Consider the following 20,491-nt stretch of genomic DNA (forward strand, 5'->3'; position numbering starts at 1 on the left):
ACGCCTGTTCTCCGAATGCTTAGACCTGTAGCCAGAATGTCACCGGACCATCGTTGACCAGCGCCACCTGCATGTCGGCGGCGAATTCGCCGGTCTGGGTCTCTACGCCGCGTTCGCGGCACTGGCCAACAAAATATTGATACAACCGATCGGCGACCAAAGGTGCGGCGCCGCGCGAGAAGCTGGGCCGCATGCCCTTTTGGGTGTCCGCCGCCAGGGTGAACTGCGAAACGACCAGCACGCTGCCCCCGGCCTGCTGGACGTTGAGATTCATCTTGTCGTTCTCGTCGCCGAAAATGCGGTATCCCAACACGCGTTCGCACAGGCGCTGCGCTTTTTGCTCGTTATCGCCCTGCTCCACGCCCAATAACACTAACAAACCGGGGCCAATCTTGCCTACCGTCTCGCCACCCACCGTGACGCTGGCGTTTAACACCCGTTGAATCAACGCAATCATTCCTGCTGCCCTTCTGGTTTCTGTTCCTGTTGCTCCGCCTTCTGCCGGCGGTAGTCGCGGTATTCGCCGATGGTCACGGTGATTTCCGCGCCGAGTAACACGATACACCAGCTCCAGTAGACCCACAGGAATAAAATCGGGATCACCGCCAGCACGCCGTAAATCAGCTGATAGGAGGGGAACATGGTGACGTACAGCGCGAATCCCTTCTTGCCCAGCTCGAACAGCAACCCGGCCACCACTGCGCCAATCAGCGCATCTTTGGGCGGCACCCGCACCGTCGGCACGATGCAATACAGCAGCCAGAAGGAAGCGCACGACAAAATCAGCGGGAAGATGCGCAGCACCTGATCCACCAGGCCGTTGACGCCGGTCTGCGCCAGCCAGTTGAGCGACAGCAGGTAGGAGCTGATGGCCATGCTGGCACCCACCAGCAGCGGCCCCAGCGTCAGCACCATCCAGTACACGGCGAAGGAGAAGACGATCGGCCGCTTGTTCTTGCTGCGCCAGATGGTGTTCAGCACGCTGTCCACCGAGGAGATCAACAGCAGCGCGGTGACGATCAGCCCGCAGGTGCCGACGGCGGTCATCTTGTTGGAGTTGGCGACGAACTGTTCCAGGTAGTTCTGTATGACGTTGCCGGCGGCCGGCACGAAATTGGAAAAGATGAAGCTCTTCAGCTGTTCGCTGATGTCGGAAAACATCGGGAAAGCGGCGAACAGCGCGAACACCACGGTGACCAGCGGCACCAGCGACAGCAGGGAAACATAGGCGAGATGGCCCGCCAACATCGTCAGGCCATCGTGATCGATACGCTGGTACAGCAGCCGTCCGAAGGTGACGCCGGGCTTAATCGCAGAGGGCAGCTTCTTGCGGCGGAAAAACGACATGGTCACTCCTTGATGTCCGTTGATACGCCTTAAGCTTAACGCGCCCTACGCTCATTGAGCAAAATAGGCCGGCACCACGTCGCGATCGGTGACGTGCACCGTCTTGATCCCCAGCGCCTGCGCGGCGAGGACGTTCGCCGGGTGATCGTCGAAGAACACCGCGTCGGCGGCGGCGGTGTTTTCCGCGGCCAGCACATGCTGGTAGATCTCGGCCTCCGGCTTGCGCATGCCGAGATCTTGCGACAGATAGAGGTGATCGGCGGCGGCGGCCACTTCAGGATAGTGCTGCGGCCAGTAGTTGCAGTGCAGACGGTTGGTGTTCGACAGCACCACCACCCGGTGGCCCTCGTTGCGCAGGCGCTGCATGATGTCGATCACTTCCGGGCGCAGCGCGACGAATACCGCCTGCCAGCCGGTGGCGAACTGCTCGAAGCTGAGCGCGATGCCCATTTCATCGCACAGCTTGCCGGCGAAGTCTTCGTCGCTGATTTCACCGCGTTCATGCTGCTGGAACACCTCACCCATGGTGAAACGATCGGACAGCACCGCCAACGGCGTGCCGCTCAAATTGCTCCACACGCCCAGCACACGCTTGAAATCGATATCGACGATCACATTACCTAAATCAAAGATATACAGCATAGTCCTCTCCTGATGGGCCGGTGAGATTTCACTGTAGCGGGAAAAGGAACAGCTGAACAGGGAGCGAACGGAAAAGCGCATAGCGCGCCGCACAAACGGGGAACAACAGAGGAAAAAACTCAGGGCGCGAGAACCGCGCCCTAAGCATGAGACACTCAATCAGCGATTAAGCGTCTTTAGGACCGCGGCTGGCACGCTTACGATCGTTTTCCGTCAGGTGACGCTTACGGATACGGATCGAGGTTGGCGTCACTTCTACCAGTTCGTCGTCATCGATGAACTCCAGAGCTTGCTCCAGGGTCATTTTGATGGCCGGAACCAGGGTAGTCGCTTCGTCAGTACCGGAAGCACGCATGTTGGTCAGCTTCTTACCGGTCAGGCAGTTTACGGTCAGGTCGTTGGAACGCGAGTGAATACCGATGATCTGGCCTTCATACACTTCCGCACCGTGGCCCAGGAACAGCTTGCCGCGATCCTGCAGGCCGAACAGCGCGAACGCGACCGCTTTGCCCTGGCCGTTGGAGATCAGCACGCCGTTCTGACGCTGGCCCACTTCGCCCGGACGCACGTCGTCGTAGTGGCTGAAGGTGGAGTACAGCAGACCGGTGCCCGAAGTCATGGTCATGAATTCGTTACGGAAGCCGATCAGACCGCGGCTTGGGATCACGTAGTCGAGACGCACGCGGCCCTTACCGTCCGGATCCATGTTTTTCAGGTCGGCTTTACGCTCGCCCATCGCCTGCATCACGGAACCCTGATGCTGCTCTTCGATATCCAGCGTCACGTTCTCGAATGGCTCCTGCTTGCGGCCATCGATTTCGCGGAAGATAACTTTCGGACGGGAAACCGCCAGCTCGAAACCTTCGCGACGCATGTTTTCGATCAGCACCGACAGGTGCAGTTCGCCACGGCCGGAGACGCGGAAGGCGTCTGCATCGTCGGTTTCTTCAACGCGCAGCGCCACGTTGTGCACCAGCTCTTTGTTCAGACGGTCAAGGATCTGACGCGACGTCACGTACTTGCCTTCTTTACCGCAGAACGGCGAGGTGTTGACGTTGAAGAACATGGTGACGGTCGGTTCGTCGACGGACAGCGCCGGCAGCGCTTCTACGGCGTTGGTGTCGCAGATGGTGTCGGAGATGTTCAGCTCGCCCAGGCCGGTGATGGCGATGATGTCGCCCGCTTCCGCCAGGGTGCTGTCGATACGCTCCAGACCCAGGTGGCCCAGCACTTTGCCCACTTTACCGTTGCGAGTTTTACCTTCGCTGTCGATGATGGTGACCTGCTGGTTCGGCTTCACTTTACCGCGCTTGATGCGGCCGATGCCGATAACGCCCAGGTAGTTGTTGTAGTCCAACTGGGAGATCTGCATCTGGAATGGCGCTTCCAGCTCAACCTGCGGCGCAGACACGTGGTCGACGATCGCCTGATACAGCGGGGTCATGTCTTCCGCCATGTCGGTGTGGTCGACGCCGGCGATGCCGTTCAGCGCAGAAGCGTAGATGATCGGGAAGTCGAGCTGCTCGTCGGTCGCGTCGAGGTTCACGAACAGGTCGAACACCTGATCCACAACCCAGTCAGGGCGCGCGCCAGGACGGTCAACCTTGTTGATGACCACGATCGGCTTCAGACCGTTGGCGAAGGCCTTCTTGGTCACGAAGCGGGTTTGCGGCATAGGGCCATCCATTGCATCCACAACCAGCAGCACCGAGTCAACCATCGACATCACGCGCTCTACCTCGCCGCCGAAGTCGGCGTGTCCTGGGGTATCCACGATGTTGATACGGTAACCGTTCCAATTAATGGCGGTGTTTTTTGCGAGGATGGTAATCCCACGCTCTTTCTCCAAATCGTTGGAGTCCATTACGCGTTCGGTGGCTTCCGCACGCTCTCCGAAAGTACCGGATTGTTGCAGCAGCTTATCAACCAGGGTGGTTTTACCATGGTCAACGTGGGCAATAATGGCGATGTTACGCAAATTTTCGATCACAGCTTTGCCTCGGGCATTAGAAATAGCGCGCTATTGTACACGTATTAAGCGAGGGACTAAACAAGATCACAACCATCTCTTATAAACAACCGCGTACCGGTCAGTTTGTGATCCCTTTCACGGTGCAAAAAGCCGCAATCGCTGCACTTTTGCACCATTTCGGTGCCTGCACCCGCCCTTATTGCACCATAGCAGTGCAATTTATCGTTGGTGGTGCATACTGTGGCTGGGTAAAACCCGCCCAGAAAGGCGATGAACGCCTTTTTAAAAAGTTGGCACGCTTTTCGCTTTAGTCTTTTCAAGGCGAAAAAAAGCCAGTTCCACAGATTCGTTCCACGACGACGACAATGATAAACCGGGAGAGTTAAGTATGTCCGCTGAACACGTTTTGACGATGCTGAATGAGCATGAAGTGAAATTCGTAGACCTGCGTTTCACTGACACCAAGGGTAAGGAACAGCACGTGACTATCCCGGCTCACCAGGTAAACGCCGACTTCTTCGAAGAAGGCAAAATGTTTGACGGCTCCTCTATCGGTGGTTGGAAGGGCATCAACGAATCTGACATGGTGCTGATGCCGGACGCCAGCACGGCGGTTCTGGATCCGTTCTTCGAAGAACCTACCCTGATTATTCGCTGCGACATTCTCGAGCCGGGCACCATGCAAGGCTACGATCGCGACCCGCGCTCCATCTCCAAACGCGCCGAAGACTTCCTGCGCTCCTCCGGCATCGCGGATACCGTGCTGTTCGGGCCAGAGCCTGAGTTCTTCCTGTTCGACGACATCCGCTTCGGCAGCAGCATCCGCGGTTCCCACGTGGCCATCGACGACATCGAAGGCGCCTGGAACTCCGGCACAAAATACGACGGCGGCAACAAAGGCCACCGTCCGGCGGTGAAAGGCGGTTACTTCCCGGTTCCACCGGTCGACTCTTCGCAGGATCTGCGTTCCACCATGTGCTTGACCATGGAAGAGATGGGCCTGGTGGTTGAAGCGCACCACCACGAAGTGGCGACCGCCGGTCAGAACGAAGTGGCAACCCGCTTCAACACCATGACCAAGAAAGCCGACGAAATTCAGATCTACAAATACGTGGTGCACAACGTGGCGCACGCTTTCGGCAAAACCGCGACCTTCATGCCGAAGCCTATGTTCGGCGACAACGGTTCCGGCATGCACTGCCACATGTCGCTGTCCAAGAACGGCACCAACCTGTTCGCCGGCGACAAATACGGCGGCCTGTCTGAAACCGCGCTGTTCTACATCGGCGGCATCATCAAGCACGCCAAGGCGATCAACGCCCTGGCCAACCCGACCACCAACTCGTACAAACGTCTGGTGCCGGGTTACGAAGCGCCGGTGATGCTGGCTTACTCCGCCCGTAACCGCTCCGCGTCCATCCGCATCCCGGTGGTCGCCAGCCCGAAAGCGCGCCGCATCGAAGCCCGCTTCCCGGATCCGGCGGCTAACCCATACCTGTGCTTCGCCGCGCTGCTGATGGCCGGCCTGGACGGCATCATCAACAAGATCCACCCTGGCGACGCCATGGACAAAAACCTGTACGACCTGCCGCCGGAAGAAGAAGCCGAGATCCCAAAAGTGGCCGGCTCGCTGGACGAGGCGATGGCCGCACTGAACGAAGACCGCGAGTTCCTGACCCGCGGCGGCGTGTTCACCGACGATGCGATCGATGCCTACATCGAACTGCGCAAAGAAGAGATGGACCGCATTCGCATGACGCCACACCCGGTTGAGTTCGAACTGTACTACAGCGTCTAAGCCCTACCCGCGCCGTCTGCACAGGCGGACGGCGCCCACATTTTTGTTATCGCTTTTTTGTTGCCGTGGAAACTTTCAGCCCATCTTCGGATGGGTTTTTTTCTCCACCGTATTTTCTGCAAAACTATTCCATACCGCGCCGATCCCGGATGGAGTAGGATAGATGCACTAAAAAGGTGCAGGAGTCTGCTGTATGGCAACTGGCAAGCTGCCCGATGCTGGGCAGATCCTCAATTCACTCATCAACAGCATCCTGCTGTTAGATGACTCTCTGGCGGTTCACTACGCCAACCCTGCGGCACAGCAATTGCTGGCGCAAAGCTCCCGCAAGCTGTTCGGCACGCCGCTGCCCGATTTGCTCGGTTATTTTTCGCTGAACGTCTCTTTGATGCGTGAAAGCCTGCGCGCCGGTCAGGGCTTCACCGACAACGAAGTGACCCTGGTGGTCGACGGCCGTGCGCATATCCTTTCCCTGACCGCTCAGGCGCTGCCGGAAGGCTATATTCTGGTCGAGCTGGCGCCGATGGACAATCAGCGCCGCCTGAGCCAGGAACAGCTGCAGCATGCCCAACAGGTGGCGGCCCGCGATCTGGTGCGCGGTTTGGCGCACGAGATTAAAAATCCGCTGGGCGGCCTGCGCGGCGCGGCACAGCTGCTGGCCAAAGCGCTGCCCGATCCGGCGCTGACCGAATACACCAAGGTGATCATCGAGCAGGCCGATCGGCTGCGCAATCTGGTGGATCGCCTGCTCGGCCCGCAGCGGCCCGGCCAGCACATCACCCAGAGCATCCATCAGGTCGCGGAGCGCGTCTGCCAGCTGGTGTCGCTGGAAATGCCGGATAACGTCACGCTGGTGCGCGATTACGATCCGAGCCTGCCGGAAATGGCCCACGACCCGGATCAGATAGAACAGGTGCTGCTGAACATTACCCGCAATGCGCTGCAGGCGCTGGGTGAGGCGGGCGGCACCATCACGCTGCGCACCCGCACCGCGTTTCAGATTACGCTGCACGGCACCCGCTACCGGCTGGCGGCGCGCATCGACGTCGAAGACGACGGCCCCGGCGTGCCGGCGCAGCTGCAGGACACGCTGTTCTACCCGATGGTCAGCGGCCGCGAGGGCGGCACCGGCCTGGGATTATCCATCGCCCGCAATCTTATCGATCAGCATTGCGGAAAAATTGAATTCAACAGTTGGCCAGGTCATACCGAATTCTCGGTCTACCTGCCCATTCGTCAGTGAGGTTTGCTATGCAACGAGGGATAGTCTGGATCGTCGATGACGATAGCTCCATCCGCTGGGTGCTTGAGCGCGCGCTCACCGGCGCGGGCCTGAGCTGCGCCACCTTCGAAGGCGGCAATGACGTGCTGGAAGCCTTGGCCACGCAAACCCCCGACGTGCTGCTGTCCGATATCCGCATGCCGGGCATAGACGGCCTGGCGCTGCTCAAGCAGATCAAACAGCGCCACCCGATGCTGCCGGTGATCATCATGACCGCGCATTCGGATTTGGACGCCGCCGTCAGCGCCTATCAGCAAGGGGCCTTCGACTACCTGCCGAAGCCGTTCGACATCGACGAAGCGGTGGCGCTGGTCGAGCGCGCCATCAGCCATTATCAGGAGCAGCAGCAGCCGGTGCGCAGCCAGCCGGCCAGCGATCCGGCGGCGGACATCATCGGCGAGGCACCGGCGATGCAGGACGTGTTTCGCATCATCGGCCGGCTGTCGCGTTCGTCGATCAGCGTGCTGATCAACGGCGAATCCGGCACCGGCAAGGAGCTGGTGGCGCATGCGCTGCACCGCCACAGCCCGCGCGCCAAGTCGCCGTTCATCGCCCTGAACATGGCCGCCATCCCCAAGGATCTGATCGAGTCCGAGCTGTTCGGCCACGAGAAAGGCGCCTTCACCGGCGCGAACCAAATTCGTCAGGGCCGTTTTGAACAGGCCGACGGCGGCACGCTGTTCCTCGACGAGATCGGCGATATGCCGCTCGACGTGCAAACGCGCCTGCTGCGGGTGCTGGCGGACGGCCAGTTCTACCGGGTCGGCGGCTATGCGCCGGTGAAGGTCGACGTGCGCATCATCGCTGCCACGCACCAGAATCTGGAGCTGCGGGTGCAGGAAGGCAAGTTCCGCGAGGATCTGTTCCACCGCCTGAACGTGATCCGCGTACACCTGCCGCCGCTGCGCGAGCGCCGTGAAGACATCCCGCGACTGGCGCGCCACTTCCTGCAGATCGCCGCCAAAGAGTTAGGCGTCGAGGCCAAGAACCTGCACCCGGAAACCGAAACCGCGCTGACCCGCCTGCCCTGGCCGGGCAACGTGCGCCAGCTGGAGAACACCTGCCGCTGGCTGACGGTGATGGCCGCCGGGCAGGAAGTGCTGATCCAGGATCTGCCGGGTGAGCTGTTCGAAACCGCCGCGCCGGAAAGCCCCAGCCACAGTCTGCCGGACAGCTGGGCCACGCTGCTGGCGCAGTGGGCCGATCGCGCGCTGCGTTCCGGTCATCAAAACCTGCTGTCGGAAGCACAGCCGGAGATGGAGCGCACGCTGCTCACCACCGCGCTGCGCCACACCCAGGGGCACAAACAGGAAGCCGCGCGCCTGCTGGGCTGGGGGCGCAATACCCTGACCCGCAAGCTCAAAGAGCTGGGTATGGAATAGGAACGGGGATGGATGATGAAAAACGCCGTCCGGCGCACAAAAAAACGCCAACCGCAGGCTTTACAGCCGGTGCGGGCGCAGTATGATCGTGTCGCACACTCTGGAGGTTGACGATGCTGGACTCATTCATCGTATTCATTTCTCAGGGCGCGGAGCTGGGCTCCGCCGCCAGCCACACCCCGCAGGCGGCGGTTGCCGCGGTATTGTGCGCCGCGCTGATTAACTTCTTCAGTTAAAAAAACAGCCGCATCAGCGGCTGTTTTTTCATCCTCAGATCACCCGTGAGAACTGCTGGCTGCGCGCCTGTTGCCGCAGATAGCGATCGAAACACATGCAGATATTGCGGATCAGCAAGCGCCCGCGCGGCGTGACGCGAATGCCCTGCTCGTCGCGCTCCACCAGCCCATCGCGTTCAAACGGCGCCAGCAGCTGCAGGTCTTCGGCGAAGTAGGCGGTGAAATCGATGCCGTATTGCCGTTCGAGCGGCTGATACGCCAACCGGAAATTGCAGATCAGGGTTTTGATCAGATCGCGCCGCAGGCAATCGTCGTCCGTCAGCGCCAGCCCGCGCCACAGGGCGTTGCCCTGCGCTGGTACGCTCTCATAGTAACGCTTCAGCTCTTTCTGGTTCTGCGCATAGCTGTCGCCGAGCATGCTGATGGCCGACACGCCCAGCCCCAGCAGATCGCTGTCGCCCTGGGTAGTATAGCCCTGGAAATTGCGGTGCAGCTTGCCTTCGCGTTGGGCGATTGCCAGCTCGTCGTCCGGGCGCGCAAAGTGATCCATGCCGATGAACTGATAGCCGGCGCCGGTCAGGAAAGCGATGCTCTGTTGCAGGATATCCAGCTTCTGCTGGGCGCTGGGCAGATCGGCGTCTTTGATTTTGCGCTGGGCGGCGAACAAGTTCGGCATATGCGCGTAGTTGAACACGCTGAGGCGATCGGGATTCAATTCAGCCACCCGCTGCAGCGTGAAAGCGAAGCTTTCCGGCGTCTGTTTCGGCAGGCCATAGATCAGATCGATATTGGTCGAGCGGAAGCCCAGCGCTTTGGCCCGCTCAATCAGGGCGAAGATAAAGGCTTCGTCCTGCTCGCGGTTGACCAACTGCTGCACCTGTTTGTTGAAATCCTGCACCCCCATGCTCAGACGGTTAAAGCCTTCGGCGCGTAAATGATCGAGCACATCCAGCTCTATCTCGCGCGGATCGACCTCGATCGACATCTCCGCATCGGGCAGGAAATCAAAGTGTTCGCGCAGCAACGCCACCAGCCGGCTGATTTGCGTTTTATCCAGGTAGGTCGGCGTACCGCCGCCCCAGTGCATCTGGCCGACCTTGCGGCCGGCGAACAGCGGCGCACGGCTGGCGATCTCTTGCGCCAAAACGTTCAGGTACTCGTCGGCCTTGTGGGTCTGGCGCGTCACCAGCTTGTTGCAGCCGCAGAAGTAACACAGCTTATGACAGAAAGGGATATGCACATACAGCGACAGCGGCCGCTCAGGGTAACGCGCAGCGGCACGTTGAAACGCCGCTTCGTCGTAGCGCTGGTTAAACTCCAGCGCCGTGGGGTATGAAGTATAACGCGGCCCTGAGTAGTTATATTTTTGGATCAGGGCCAAATCCCAGACAATCGTCTGCTCTGACATGCTCACTCCTTCCGATATCTTTTTCTACCGGGCCTGGAGAGAGGCGGTTGTCTGCGCTGTCTGGCCACGGAAGCGCTGCGAAAACGCGCTTTGCGCTTAGACAGCCGCCATAGTTTACCGAATAACCACAGCAGATAACACATCAAGAGTAGGGCTATTGCCGGGATGAGCCACATAGCGCGTTAAAAAGCGTCTTTCGGGTTGCCGCCTTTCAGCAGCTTCAGAATATCTTCCTGCTTCTCTTCTTCTTCGTCGTCGTCTTCACCCAGTTCGATGCCCAACACGTCCATCAGCACATCGATGCGATCCAACGTTTTATCGACATAGGTCTGCTCTTCCGCGTTCAGCGTTTCGCCATCGTCGATGCGATCCAGCAGCGCGTTCAGGCGTTCGTCATTTTCCAGCTTCGCCAGCTCTTCTTCCGGCGACAGGCGCGGTTTCGCTTCGGCCTTTGGCTTCGGCTGCGGTTTGGCCTTCACTTTGGTTTCGTCGACCACCAGCGCTACCGGCACTTTACTGCCGATACGCGGATCTTTGGCTTCCGCCGCCGATTTGTTCTTCTGGCTGCCGGACTCGACCTGGGTGCGCGAACCGGAAGCGTGGCCGCGGCGCTTTTTCAGGCGTTTGCGCTCGCGCGCTTCCTGATCGAGCTCCATACGGCTTTTCTTTTTCGTTTTTGACTTCGCCGCGCTGCCGCGAGGTGCTTTTGATGGCTGGTTCATAGCGTGTGCTCTTAGGTATGTAGATTCAGTATAGAATTGCGGCGGAATCTAGCAGAAAGCGGACAAAGAAAAAAGGCGGCAGGTTAAACCTGCCGCCTATTTCGCACCTTCTTGCGAAGGGTATTCCTGTTACGCGCTCCTTGCGCACATGCAACATCCCGGTTTTTCCTTCTGCTATAACCGCATTCCCTGCCACTACGTCCTTCATCCTGAAAGAAAAATCGTCCATGGCGCAATCCATTCGCATCCGCTCTTCCCGAGCGCGCTTCCTGCCGGCATCCAAACTGCCAATACTTCACCATCCGATGTGCCTGCCGCCTGTTCCGGTGCGAAAGGGTCACTTCCTGTTGCGTTCATCCTGGCACTCATTGCACGCCCTGTGCATTCCCTGAGATTTGTCATCCTTCCCGGATGTTCCTTAATCCTGCGCAACCCTGCGTTAACGACTACTTTACGTTATTGTTGCCAAGGCTCAAGGCACCTGACGCCGATTTGGACGACATTTCCCTACAACGAAAAAACAACATATTGTTTTTAAAATAAAAACAGAAACATCACTTTCGAATAAAGCGACATTACCCGCGATTCGAATGGCAAATGTCTCACAACGTACGCGCGGCATAACTGTCGTTTTATCGCGTCCCGCCGCTTAAAAACCGAGAAACACGCCATTTTTACCGCTGATGCAGTTATAATCGCCAACCAGTTAGCCATCCTCACGGAGACGAAAAATTTTGACCAGCAAGAACTACAACTATCATGTGACCCATTTCGTCACCAGCGCACCCGATATTCGCCATCTGCCGGGGGATGCAGGAATTGAAGTCGCCTTTGCCGGCCGTTCCAACGCCGGGAAATCCAGCGCGCTGAATACGCTGACCAACCAAAAAAGCCTGGCGCGCACCAGTAAGACGCCGGGGCGCACCCAGCTGATCAACCTGTTCGAAGTGGAAGACGGCATCCGCCTGGTCGACCTGCCGGGTTACGGCTACGCCGAAGTGCCGGAAGAGATGAAGCGCAAATGGCAGCGCGCGCTGGGCGAATACCTGCAGATGCGCAACAGCCTGAAAGGCCTGGTGGTGCTGATGGATATTCGCCATCCGCTGAAAGATCTCGACCAGCAGATGATCCAGTGGGCGGTCGACGTCGGCACGCCGGTGCTGGTGCTGCTGACCAAGGCCGACAAGCTGGCCTCCGGCGCACGCAAGGCGCAGCTCAATATGGTGCGTGAAGCGGTGCTGCCGTTTATGGGGGATATCCAGGTTGAAGCCTTCTCGTCGCTGAAGAAGATCGGCGTCGACAAGCTGCGCCAGAAGCTGGACACCTGGTTTAACGAGATCCCACCGGAAGTGCTGCCGGAAGACGAAGCCGGCGAATAAGCCCAGGCCGAACGCCAGAGCCGATGCCTCGCCGCATCGGCTTTTTTATACCCGCAGTTCAGCCGCAGGTGGGATTTTTTGTTATCTAATTACAGTTCTGAAATAAAGCCATCATAAAAACTTATCGCCAGGGCTGGCTTATCTCGCCGGATTACGCGAGTCGAAAGGAGGAAAGCAGGAACGAAAAGCGGTGCGGAGCGATAGGAAAAACGTATGGTTTGCTGCTGTTTTTACAATAAAAAACGCCCCAGTCAATACTGACTGGGGCGGCTAAATATTCAGCCAAATCCGATTACGTGAAGTAAAAGGTCTGAAAGATAGAACATCTTACCTCTGTACCCTACGCCTGTAACTCTACCTTATTTTTTCGCAGGGCAAAAGAATTTTTTGTAGTTTACTTACACAATTTGCGGCGCAAGAACGGCGAAGTTGGGGAAACTATCGCCGCATCTTGTAGCTTAATTACGAAAAGTGCTTAGGTTATCGCCAGTTAGCACATCCGGCGATAACCCGGTAATCAGTGCGCCTCATCCCAGTTCATGCCAACGCCCACGTCGACCTTCAGCGGCACCGCCAGAGTCATGCTGCCTTCCATCAATTGACGGATGCGTTGGCTGGCTTCTTCGATCACCGACTCATGCACCTCAAATACCAATTCATCGTGCACCTGCATGATCGCGCGCACCAACGGCTTCTTCTGCCCTTGCAGCCAGGCGTCGACCTCGATCATCGCACGCTTGATGATATCGGCCGCGGTGCCCTGCATCGGGGCGTTGATGGCGGCGCGCTCGGCCGCCTTGCGGCGCATGGCGTTGCTGGAGCGGACGTCCGGCAGGTACAGGCGGCGCCCGTCCAGCGTGCTGACATAGCCCTGTTCGGAAGCCTGCTGACGGGTGCGCTCCATGTAGTCCAGCACGCCCGGGTAACGCTCGAAGTACAGATCCATATAGCGCTGGGCTTCCCCACGCGGGATCCCCAACTGGCGCGCCAGGCCGAAGGCGCTCATGCCGTAAATCAGGCCAAAGTTAATCGCCTTGGCGCTGCGGCGCTGTTCGCCGGTCACTTTATCCAACGGCACACCGAAGACTTCCGACGCCGTGGCGCGGTGAATGTCTTTCCCTTCGGCGAAGGCCTTCAGCAGCCCTTCATCCTGTGACAGATGCGCCATGATGCGCAGCTCGATCTGCGAGTAGTCGGCCGCGACGATGCGGTAGCCTTCCGGCGCGATGAAAGCCTGGCGGATGCGCCGCCCTTCTTCGTTGCGCACCGGGATGTTCTGCAGGTTCGGATCGCTCGAGGAGAGACGGCCGGTCGCAGTCACCGCCTGATGGTACGAGGTGTGTACCCGGCCGCTGACCGGGTTGATCATCAGCGGTAGCTTGTCGGTATAGGTGGTCTTCAGCTTCGCCAGGCCGCGGTATTCCAGGATCACCTTCGGCAGCGGGTAATCCAGCGCCAGCTCGGCCAGCACTTCTTCGTTCGTGGACGGCGCACCGCCCGGGGTTTTCTTCAGCACCGGCAACTTTTGTTTCTCGTACAAGATAGCCTGCAGCTGCTTGGTCGACGCCAGGTTGAACGGCTCTTCCGCCAGCTCGTGGGCCTGCGCCTCCAGCTCAGCCAGACGCTTGGCCAGCTCCTGGGAGTGGGCCGACAAAATGGCCGGATCGATCAGCACCCCGGTGCGTTCGATATGCGACAGCACCGGCAGCAGCGGCATTTCAATCTCGTTGAACACCGTCAGCAGCTCTGCGCTCTGTTTCAACTGCGGCCACATCGCTAGGTGCAACTGCAGCGTGACATCGGCGTCTTCGGCGGCGTAAGGCGCCGCCTGCTCCAGCGCGATCTGGTTGAACGTCAGCTGGTTTTTGCCCTTGCCGGCGATCTCTTCGAAGGTGATGGTTTTATGGCCCAGATAACGATCGGCCAGGCTGTCCATATCGTGACGGCCGCCGACGCTGTCCAGCACATAGGACTCCAGCATGGTGTCGTAGGCGATGCCGCGCATCTCAATGCCGTAGCGCGCCAGCAGGCTCATGTCGAACTTCAGGTTTTGCCCGACCTTCAGCGCCTTATCGTCCTCCAGCAGCGGCTTGAGCGCTTCCAGCACGTAGGCTCGGTCCAGCTGTGGCGGGGCGTCCAGATAATCGTGCGCCACCGGCAAATAAGCCGCTTCGCCCGGCGCGATCGCGAAGGACAGGCCGATCAGGTTGGCGGTCAGGGTATCCAGACCGTCGGTTTCGGTATCGAAGGCAAACACGTCGGCCTTTTTCAGCCGCGCCAGCCAGTCGGTAAAGGCCGCTTCATCCAGAATGGTGACATAACCGTCCTGGGACAGCTTGGCCTCCGCCAGCGCCTTCGGCGCTTCCGCGGCGGCGGCGGCCGGTTTGGCGCCGCCGGCAGCTTTCGCTCCCGCGCCTTTCTTGTTTTCCAGCCATACGCCGGCTTCCACGTCCGCCAGCCAGCGTTTGAATTCGTACTGTTTGAACAGCTGCTGCAGCGTATCGACATCCGGTGCAGAGACCGTCAGATCCGCGCAGGTCAGATCCAGCTCAACGTCGGTTTTGATCGTCGCCAGCTTATAGGAGAGGTACGCGACCTCTTTGTTCTGCTCCAGCTTGGCCGCCATGGTTTTGGCGCCGCGGAAGCTCAGCGTGGCGATATTCTCCAGATTGCCGTACAGCGCATCCAGCCCGCCGATACCCTGCAGCAACGCCTGAGCGGTTTTCTCACCCACGCCCGGCACGCCGGGAATGTTGTCCGATGAATCGCCCATCAGCGCCAGGAAGTCGATGATCAGCTCCGGCGGAATACCGTACTTGTCGCACACTTCCTGCGGGCCGAGGATGGTGTTGTTCATGGTGTTGATCAGGGTGACGTTCGGCGTCACCAACTGCGCCATGTCTTTGTCGCCGGTGCTGATCAGCACCGCGTGGCCGGCCTTTTCGGCCTCCAGCGCCAGCGTACCGATGACGTCGTCCGCCTCAACGCCGGGCGTCACCAGCAGCGGCAGGCCCATCGCCTTGACCATGTTATGCAGCGGCTCGATCTGCGCACGCAGATCGTCCGGCATCGGTGGCCGGTGCGATTTGTATTCGGCGAAGAGATCATCGCGGAAGGTCTTCCCTTTGGCATCAAACACCACGGCAACGTGGCTCGGTTGATACTGCAGCAGCAGGCTGCGCAGCATATTCAGCACGCCGTACATCGCGCCGGTCGGCTCGCCCGCCGAGTTGGTCAGCGGCGGGAAGGCGTGATAAGCGCGGTAGAGGTAGGAGGAACCGTCAACCAGGATTAGTGGGTTTTCTGCAATCTGGGCCATAGCGTTTCTTTATCGTGATCGGACATAGGGGTAAGCATGCCATAGCTGGCCGCCGGAGACGAACCTTAGCGTGCATTGCGGACGAAAATGATGAGATTGTGCGCGAGGATCCGCAAGATCTTACCTGTGGATAACTTTGTGCATAGAAAAGAGACCGAATTATAACGTTGTGATTATCGTTATAACGGCGAATAAAATTCCTATTTAAATCACCGCGTTAAAAGAACGAATTCCGGCGACGCTTTATTACTGGCTTTTATTGGATTTGTGGATATAACTTTCGCCGGATTTTAATCGCACTATTAATCAAATTCGGCGCCTCAATTACCTTAGCACAAGCTGGACAAGTTGCACAAAAACTCGGCAAATGGTTATCCGGCGAGGCCAAAAACAGTGATTTTTAGCGGCGCTTTACCCCGACATTCTCTGTTAAAATAGGCTTTTGTTCATGCGCTTCGGCATGCAACGATGTTCCCAACAACCGTCAGCCCATAACCATGCCAAGATTGTTAACGCCTGTTATCTTTATCATTTCCGTCATACTCACCATTCTGGTGACGGTGTTGTGTTCTATCCCCATCACGCTGGCCGGCATCGTGAAACTCCTGGTGCCCATTCCCGCCGTCTGGCGATATATCTCTGCTTTCGCCGATTTCATGATGTGGTGTTGGTGTCAGGGGCTGGCGCTGTTATTGCGCATTAACGGGCAATTGCGTTGGGATATTGAAGGGCTGGAAGGGCTGGATCGCAAAAACTGGTATCTGCTGATCAGCAACCACGAAAGCTGGTCAGACATTGTCGTGTTGTGCGTGCTGTTCAGAAATCATATTCCAATGAATAAGTATTTCCTCAAGCAACAGCTCGCCTGGGTGCCTTTTGTCGGCCTAGCCTGCTGGGCGCTGGATATGCCATTCATGAAGCGTTACTCCCGCGCCTATTTGCTCAAGCATCCGGAGAAGCGCGGCAAGGATATCGAAACCACGCGCCGTTCCTGCGAAAAATTCCGTCAACGTCCAACCACCATCGTCAATTTCGTCGAAGGTTCGCGCTTCACCGAAGCCAAGAAAATTAAAAGCAATTCGCCGTATCGCAATTTGCTGGCGCCCAAAGCCGCCGGCATCGCGTTTACCCTTAGCGCGCTGGGCAATCAGTTCGACAAAGTGTTGAACGTCACTCTGCTCTATCCGGAAAATAACCAACGGCCTTTTCTGGATATGCTGTGCGGTCGTTTGACGCGCATCGTGGTAAGAATAGAGACGCTACCGATCGATGAAACCCTGCACGGGGACTATTTCAACGACAAGCAGTTCAAGCGGCGTTTCCAACTGTGGCTGAATACGCTGTGGCAGGAAAAAGACCGGCTGCTGGATAAATTGAAGCGGCAATACGGATAAAAAAACGCCGGCAACGAACGCCGGCGTTTTTCATGTTGAATCTGGCTTATTTCTGCTGGCTGAGGAATTTAACCACGTCGGCGAACTGCTTCACGTAAGCGTCCATCGAGCTGGTGTCCAGGCCATCGTTTTTAACCATGTATTTGCCGTTCACGAATACCGCCGGCACACCGCGCAGTTGCAGATCTTCCGCGGCTTTCTCCTGTTGAACCACCAGAGATTTCACCACGAAGCTGTTCCATGCCGCGTCATAATCTGCGGCGGTCACGCCCGCTTTCACGAAGACGTTACGGATATCGTCCGGCGTTTGCACGGTCTGGGTTTTCTGCACCGCTTCAAACATCAACGGGCTTACCTTGTCTTCCACGCCCAGCGCCATCGCCACCGCCCATGCCTGAGTCAGCTGTTTGCCCAGCGGCCCCAGGAACTCAACGTGGTACTTGGTCATTTTGGTGCCGGCAGGCAGCGCCTTCTTCACGTTCTCGGACACGTGATAGACCTGCTCGAACTGGTAGCAGTGCGGGCAGTAGAAGGAGAAGAACTCCAGCACCTGAGGCTCACCGGTCACCGGCTTGTCCAGGGTCACGTACTGAGCGCCATCGCTGAACTGTGCCGCCGAGGCACTGAAGGCCATCACCATGCCAACGAGCGCCAACCATATTTTTTTCATAAGACTAAACTCTCCATTGTGTTAAAGCTTCAATACATTGGCGTCAGCTGCAGAGGGGGCTCCTGCAACAGCTTAACCTGTTCGGTGAAGGCCGCAGTCTGAGACAACCAGAAATCAGACTCCGCCATCCACGGAAAACTCTTAGGGAAGGCCGGATCCTGCCAACGGCGGGCGACCCAGGCCAGGTAATACACCATGCGCATCGCCCGCAGCGGCTCAATCAACGCCAGCTCGCGTTGGTCGAACTCGGCAAATTCGCCGTACGCTTCCAGCAATACGTCCAGCTGCATCAATTGATCGCGCCGCTCACCGTGCAGCAGCATCCACAAATCCTGCACCGCCGGGCCGTTACGCGCGTCATCAAGATCGACGAACAGCGGGCCGTCGCGCCACAGAATATTGCCCGGATGGCAATCACCGTGCAAACGGCGCGGCTGCCAGTCCAGATGCCAGTGCGCCTTGATCGCCGCAATCAGGTTGTCCGTTGCCAGCAGGAACGCGTCACGCTGTGCTGCCGGCAACAGCCCGCAATCGGCCAACACCTGACGCGGGGCGGTGAGATACTCTTCAACCCCCATCGTCGGCCGTTCGGCGAACAAACGCTCGCCGCCGACCTGATGGATACGGCCCAGGAAACGACCCACCCATTCCAACTGATCCAGGTTGTCTATCTCATATTGGCGCCCGCCCACGCTGGGAAACAGGGTAAAGAAGAATCCACCGTGCGTATGCAGCGTAGCGCCTTGCAGCGCCAGCGGCGCCACCGCAGGAATTTCCGCGCTGGCCAGATCCAGAGCGAACTGATGTTCCTCACCGATTTGTGCGGCGCTCCAGCGCTCCGGGCGGTAAAACTTCACCACGTAGCGCCGGCGATCTTCGTCCATAAACTGATAGACGCGGTTCTCATAGCTGTTCAGCGCCGTCAGACCGGAATCGACGCGCAGGCCAACCCCTTCTAGCGCGTCCATAATCAAATCGGGCGACAGGGTGTCGAAATTAAAAGCAGAGTTATTCATAACGTTCGTTTGATCGCTGACAGCACGGTGCCGGGAATGAGAAATAGTAGCATTAATGGCGCCTTTCACGAGCTATGCTTTCTCGCACCGCGCGAGGATCAGTCCTTGATAACGCCGCGAGCGCGCAACAGCGCCGTTTTAAAATCTTCTTCGTAATCTTTCTTCAGGCCCGGGATCTGATCCGTGCCGGCGCTGCCGCGCATTTTCAGATGGTAAATAAGAATGTCGTCGCTCAGTTCGGACAACTCGCCCTGGAAGCCCGCTTCCTGCGCCAGCTTTTGCAAAAACTGCATCAAATTGAGATCGGGATCTTCCTGCCAGGCCGGGTGCAACAGCTCGATCAACTCGTTTACGCGATGCGTTTTCATCTCAATATCGTCCAATAGCATGAATAAACTCACAAAGTAACAGGCTTACCCACGCAGTGAAAGAACCGGCTTGTCAATAAAGGTAAATCCTGATGTCGCGCCGGCTTTAGCGCTACAATCAGCGCATCGACAAGGCGGGATAAACGAGATGCATAAAGAAATCAGCGGCGTCATTTTGGCCGGCGGACGGGCCACGCGTATGGGCGGTGAAGACAAAGGCCTGGTGTCGATTGCCGGTATCGCACTCTATCAACACGTATTGGCTCGGTTACGGCCGCAAGTGGCTTCTGTCGCCATCAGCGCCAATCGCAATCAGGCACGTTACCAGGCGAGCGGTTTGCCGGTGATTGGCGATCTGACGCCCGATTTCGCCGGGCCGTTGGCCGGGATGCTCGCCGGGCTCAAACAGGCCCCCAGCGAGTGGGTGGCCTTCGTCCCTTGTGACGTCCCCGACTTTCCCGCCGACTTAGTCGCGCAGTTATGGCGGCAAAAAGGCGCGGCGCCAGCAGCCTTTGCCAGCGATGGTGAACGAGATCACCCTACGCTGGCATTATTGCATACCCAAATAGCGCCGCAGCTGGCCGACTATCTGGCGCGCGGTGAACGCAAGCTGATGCTGTTCTTGCATCAGATTAACGCACAACGCGTGGTGTTCAGCGGGCAGCAAACGGCATTTCATAACCTGAATACGCCGGAAGACTGCCTGCACTGGCAGCAAGCACGAGAGCTAAAAACATGAATCGTTCATTGCCCCCTTTGCTGGCCATCGGCGCCTACAGCGGGACGGGGAAAACCACCCTGCTCAAGCAATTGATCCCAATGCTGAAACAGCGCCAGGTGCGGGTTGGGCTGATAAAGCATACGCATCACGACATGGATGTGGATACGCCGGGTAAAGACAGCTATGAGCTGCGCAAAGCGGGTGCCGACCAAACGCTGGTCGCCAGCGATCGCCGTTGGGCATTGATGACCGAAACGCCGGAGCAACAACCTTTGGATCTACGCTACCTGGCAGGGCGTTTTGACGCCGATAAGGTCGATTTGATTCTGGTGGAAGGGTTCAAACATGAGCCGGTCAGCAAGATCCTGCTATATAGGGCCGAGATCGGCAGACCGCTGGAAGACATGCTGGATCAGTTTGTCGTGGCGGTAGCCAGCGACCGGCCGCTATCCATCGCGGCTAAGCAGTTGGATCTCAATCAACCGGAAAGCATCGCCGACTTTATTGTCGAGTGGTTGAAAGGCGCAGCGTAGCTGCGCTTTTTTGCGTTTTACGCATAGCAAAAAGCCCTGAACTGATGTTCAGGGCTTTCGGCTTGGTTTGATGCCTGGCAGTGTCCTACACAATTCGTCTCATCCTGAGACTCTCCCCTCCGGGGCCGCCGCGAGCGGCGTTAAGGCCCGTTCCCGACGGGCCTTTCGCATGGCCATGCTCGAGCAGAACGCCAGATAACAGACAAAACAAAAAGCCCCATGCTTTCGCATGAGGCTTGTTGTTTTATTTGATGCCTGGCAGTGTCCTACTCTCGCATGGGGAGACCCCACACTACCATCGG

20 protein-coding genes are annotated in these 20,491 nt (G+C 58.1%); 8 read left to right on the forward strand and 12 right to left on the reverse strand.

The annotated features are described in order from the left end of the window. Positions 1-19: 19 nt before the first annotated feature. The 4 genes from dtd to typA all read right to left on the reverse strand — a co-directional run bounded on the left by dtd (position 20) and on the right by typA (position 3,979). Positions 20-457: a D-aminoacyl-tRNA deacylase gene (gene dtd / locus ACJ8MK_RS22930; protein ID WP_016929644.1), complete on the reverse strand. Its 438-nt coding sequence runs from the start codon at positions 455-457 to the stop codon at positions 20-22. After that, entirely contained in the window at positions 454-1,347 is an 894-nt protein-coding gene (locus ACJ8MK_RS22935; protein WP_060388464.1) for a virulence factor BrkB family protein, read from the reverse strand. The genes dtd and ACJ8MK_RS22935 overlap by 4 nt, the downstream gene beginning before the upstream one ends. 51 nt (positions 1,348-1,398) lie before the next feature. Continuing rightward, positions 1,399-1,989 carry a glucose-1-phosphatase gene (gene yihX / locus ACJ8MK_RS22940; protein WP_033636494.1) on the reverse strand — a complete coding sequence of 197 codons (591 nt, stop codon included), beginning with the start codon at positions 1,987-1,989 and terminating at the stop codon, positions 1,399-1,401. Positions 1,990-2,155: 166 nt separating this feature from the next. Further along, entirely contained in the window at positions 2,156-3,979 is a 1,824-nt protein-coding gene (gene typA, locus ACJ8MK_RS22945) for a ribosome-dependent GTPase TypA (RefSeq protein ID WP_004931243.1), read from the reverse strand. Between the two features lie 370 nt (positions 3,980-4,349). On the opposite strand from typA, the gene glnA reads away from it, so the two are divergent. The 4 genes from glnA to ACJ8MK_RS22965 all read left to right on the forward strand — a co-directional run bounded on the left by glnA (position 4,350) and on the right by ACJ8MK_RS22965 (position 8,659). Continuing rightward, positions 4,350-5,759, forward strand: coding sequence for a glutamate--ammonia ligase (gene glnA, locus ACJ8MK_RS22950; protein WP_004931244.1), 1,410 nt, complete (start codon positions 4,350-4,352; stop codon positions 5,757-5,759). A 193-nt stretch (positions 5,760-5,952) separates the two neighbouring features. Continuing rightward, a complete protein-coding gene (glnL, locus tag ACJ8MK_RS22955) occupies positions 5,953-7,002 on the forward strand; it encodes a nitrogen regulation protein NR(II) (RefSeq protein ID WP_004931246.1) in 1,050 nt (349 codons plus the stop codon). 8 nt (positions 7,003-7,010) lie between these two features. Continuing rightward, a complete protein-coding gene (gene glnG, locus ACJ8MK_RS22960) occupies positions 7,011-8,423 on the forward strand; it encodes a nitrogen regulation protein NR(I) (protein WP_015379452.1) in 1,413 nt (470 codons plus the stop codon). A 113-nt stretch (positions 8,424-8,536) separates the two neighbouring features. Beyond that, positions 8,537-8,659: a YshB family small membrane protein gene (locus ACJ8MK_RS22965; RefSeq protein ID WP_015379453.1), complete on the forward strand. Its 123-nt coding sequence runs from the start codon at positions 8,537-8,539 to the stop codon at positions 8,657-8,659. 34 nt (positions 8,660-8,693) lie between these two features. Here ACJ8MK_RS22965 and hemN read toward each other — a convergent pair whose 3' ends face one another. The 3 genes from hemN to ACJ8MK_RS22980 all read right to left on the reverse strand — a co-directional run bounded on the left by hemN (position 8,694) and on the right by ACJ8MK_RS22980 (position 11,018). Continuing rightward, entirely contained in the window at positions 8,694-10,067 is a 1,374-nt protein-coding gene (gene hemN / locus ACJ8MK_RS22970) for an oxygen-independent coproporphyrinogen III oxidase (RefSeq protein ID WP_342136278.1), read from the reverse strand. Between the two features lie 182 nt (positions 10,068-10,249). Further along, positions 10,250-10,789, reverse strand: coding sequence for a Der GTPase-activating protein YihI (yihI, locus tag ACJ8MK_RS22975; RefSeq protein WP_071883854.1), 540 nt, complete (start codon positions 10,787-10,789; stop codon positions 10,250-10,252). Between the two features lie 25 nt (positions 10,790-10,814). Beyond that, the gene (locus ACJ8MK_RS22980) at positions 10,815-11,018 is read right to left on the reverse strand and encodes a hypothetical protein (RefSeq protein ID WP_223182053.1); all 204 of its coding nucleotides are present in this window, start codon (positions 11,016-11,018) and stop codon (positions 10,815-10,817) included. Between the two features lie 505 nt (positions 11,019-11,523). Here ACJ8MK_RS22980 and yihA point away from each other — a divergent pair. Then, positions 11,524-12,168 (forward strand): ribosome biogenesis GTP-binding protein YihA/YsxC, encoded by a 645-nt coding sequence (gene yihA / locus ACJ8MK_RS22985; protein ID WP_019452177.1) that lies wholly within the window; start codon positions 11,524-11,526, stop codon positions 12,166-12,168. 278 nt (positions 12,169-12,446) lie between these two features. Here the strand turns inward: yihA and ACJ8MK_RS22990 are convergent, their stop codons facing one another. Both ACJ8MK_RS22990 and polA read right to left on the reverse strand, forming a co-directional pair. Next, positions 12,447-12,494 carry a spot 42 RNA, inhibition of DNA synthesis gene (locus ACJ8MK_RS22990; protein WP_071892919.1) on the reverse strand — a complete coding sequence of 16 codons (48 nt, stop codon included), beginning with the start codon at positions 12,492-12,494 and terminating at the stop codon, positions 12,447-12,449. A 191-nt stretch (positions 12,495-12,685) separates the two neighbouring features. Next, complete coding sequence (polA, locus tag ACJ8MK_RS22995; RefSeq protein ID WP_442518081.1) at positions 12,686-15,487, reverse strand: DNA polymerase I; 2,802 nt, start codon at positions 15,485-15,487, stop codon at positions 12,686-12,688. 497 nt (positions 15,488-15,984) lie between these two features. Between polA and ACJ8MK_RS23000 the strand changes: the two genes are divergently transcribed. Then, a complete protein-coding gene (locus ACJ8MK_RS23000) occupies positions 15,985-16,881 on the forward strand; it encodes an acyltransferase (RefSeq protein ID WP_033636498.1) in 897 nt (298 codons plus the stop codon). Between the two features lie 46 nt (positions 16,882-16,927). Here the strand turns inward: ACJ8MK_RS23000 and dsbA are convergent, their stop codons facing one another. The 3 genes from dsbA to ACJ8MK_RS23015 form a co-directional block, all read right to left on the reverse strand. Beyond that, entirely contained in the window at positions 16,928-17,551 is a 624-nt protein-coding gene (dsbA, locus tag ACJ8MK_RS23005) for a thiol:disulfide interchange protein DsbA (protein ID WP_004931264.1), read from the reverse strand. 29 nt (positions 17,552-17,580) lie between these two features. Next, on the reverse strand, positions 17,581-18,567 hold the full coding sequence (locus tag ACJ8MK_RS23010) for a serine/threonine protein kinase (RefSeq protein WP_047569988.1): 987 nt from the start codon (positions 18,565-18,567) through the stop codon (positions 17,581-17,583). A gap of 98 nt (positions 18,568-18,665) precedes the next feature. Further along, on the reverse strand, positions 18,666-18,935 hold the full coding sequence (locus ACJ8MK_RS23015) for a YihD family protein (protein ID WP_033638631.1): 270 nt from the start codon (positions 18,933-18,935) through the stop codon (positions 18,666-18,668). A 148-nt stretch (positions 18,936-19,083) separates the two neighbouring features. Here ACJ8MK_RS23015 and mobA point away from each other — a divergent pair, with 148 nt between their 5' ends. After that, entirely contained in the window at positions 19,084-19,674 is a 591-nt protein-coding gene (gene mobA / locus ACJ8MK_RS23020) for a molybdenum cofactor guanylyltransferase MobA (RefSeq protein ID WP_033636501.1), read from the forward strand. Beyond that, complete coding sequence (gene mobB, locus ACJ8MK_RS23025) at positions 19,671-20,189, forward strand: molybdopterin-guanine dinucleotide biosynthesis protein MobB (RefSeq protein ID WP_047569984.1); 519 nt, start codon at positions 19,671-19,673, stop codon at positions 20,187-20,189. Before mobA ends, mobB begins: the two co-directional genes overlap by 4 nt. The last annotated feature ends 302 nt before the right edge of the window (positions 20,190-20,491 follow it).

Source organism: Serratia sp. CY38905 (assembly GCF_052168875.1).
Taxonomy (GTDB): domain Bacteria; phylum Pseudomonadota; class Gammaproteobacteria; order Enterobacterales; family Enterobacteriaceae; genus Serratia; species Serratia sarumanii.

Coding starts and splice junctions, on each gene's coding strand:
- dtd (WP_016929644.1), bottom strand. CDS start 457: ATGATTGCGTTGATTCAACGGGTGTTAAACGCCAGCGTCACGGTGGGT.
- ACJ8MK_RS22935 (WP_060388464.1), bottom strand. CDS start 1,347: ATGTCGTTTTTCCGCCGCAAGAAGCTGCCCTCTGCGATTAAGCCCGGC.
- yihX (WP_033636494.1), bottom strand. CDS start 1,989: ATGCTGTATATCTTTGATTTAGGTAATGTGATCGTCGATATCGATTTC.
- glnA (WP_004931244.1), top strand. CDS start 4,350: ATGTCCGCTGAACACGTTTTGACGATGCTGAATGAGCATGAAGTGAAA.
- glnL (WP_004931246.1), top strand. CDS start 5,953: ATGGCAACTGGCAAGCTGCCCGATGCTGGGCAGATCCTCAATTCACTC.
- glnG (WP_015379452.1), top strand. CDS start 7,011: ATGCAACGAGGGATAGTCTGGATCGTCGATGACGATAGCTCCATCCGC.
- ACJ8MK_RS22965 (WP_015379453.1), top strand. CDS start 8,537: ATGCTGGACTCATTCATCGTATTCATTTCTCAGGGCGCGGAGCTGGGC.
- hemN (WP_342136278.1), bottom strand. CDS start 10,067: ATGTCAGAGCAGACGATTGTCTGGGATTTGGCCCTGATCCAAAAATAT.
- yihI (WP_071883854.1), bottom strand. CDS start 10,789: ATGAACCAGCCATCAAAAGCACCTCGCGGCAGCGCGGCGAAGTCAAAA.
- ACJ8MK_RS22980 (WP_223182053.1), bottom strand. CDS start 11,018: ATGGACGATTTTTCTTTCAGGATGAAGGACGTAGTGGCAGGGAATGCG.
- polA (WP_442518081.1), bottom strand. CDS start 15,487: ATGGCCCAGATTGCAGAAAACCCACTAATCCTGGTTGACGGTTCCTCC.
- ACJ8MK_RS23000 (WP_033636498.1), top strand. CDS start 15,985: ATGCCAAGATTGTTAACGCCTGTTATCTTTATCATTTCCGTCATACTC.
- dsbA (WP_004931264.1), bottom strand. CDS start 17,551: ATGAAAAAAATATGGTTGGCGCTCGTTGGCATGGTGATGGCCTTCAGT.
- ACJ8MK_RS23010 (WP_047569988.1), bottom strand. CDS start 18,567: ATGAATAACTCTGCTTTTAATTTCGACACCCTGTCGCCCGATTTGATT.
- ACJ8MK_RS23015 (WP_033638631.1), bottom strand. CDS start 18,935: ATGAAAACGCATCGCGTAAACGAGTTGATCGAGCTGTTGCACCCGGCC.
- mobA (WP_033636501.1), top strand. CDS start 19,084: ATGCATAAAGAAATCAGCGGCGTCATTTTGGCCGGCGGACGGGCCACG.
- mobB (WP_047569984.1), top strand. CDS start 19,671: ATGAATCGTTCATTGCCCCCTTTGCTGGCCATCGGCGCCTACAGCGGG.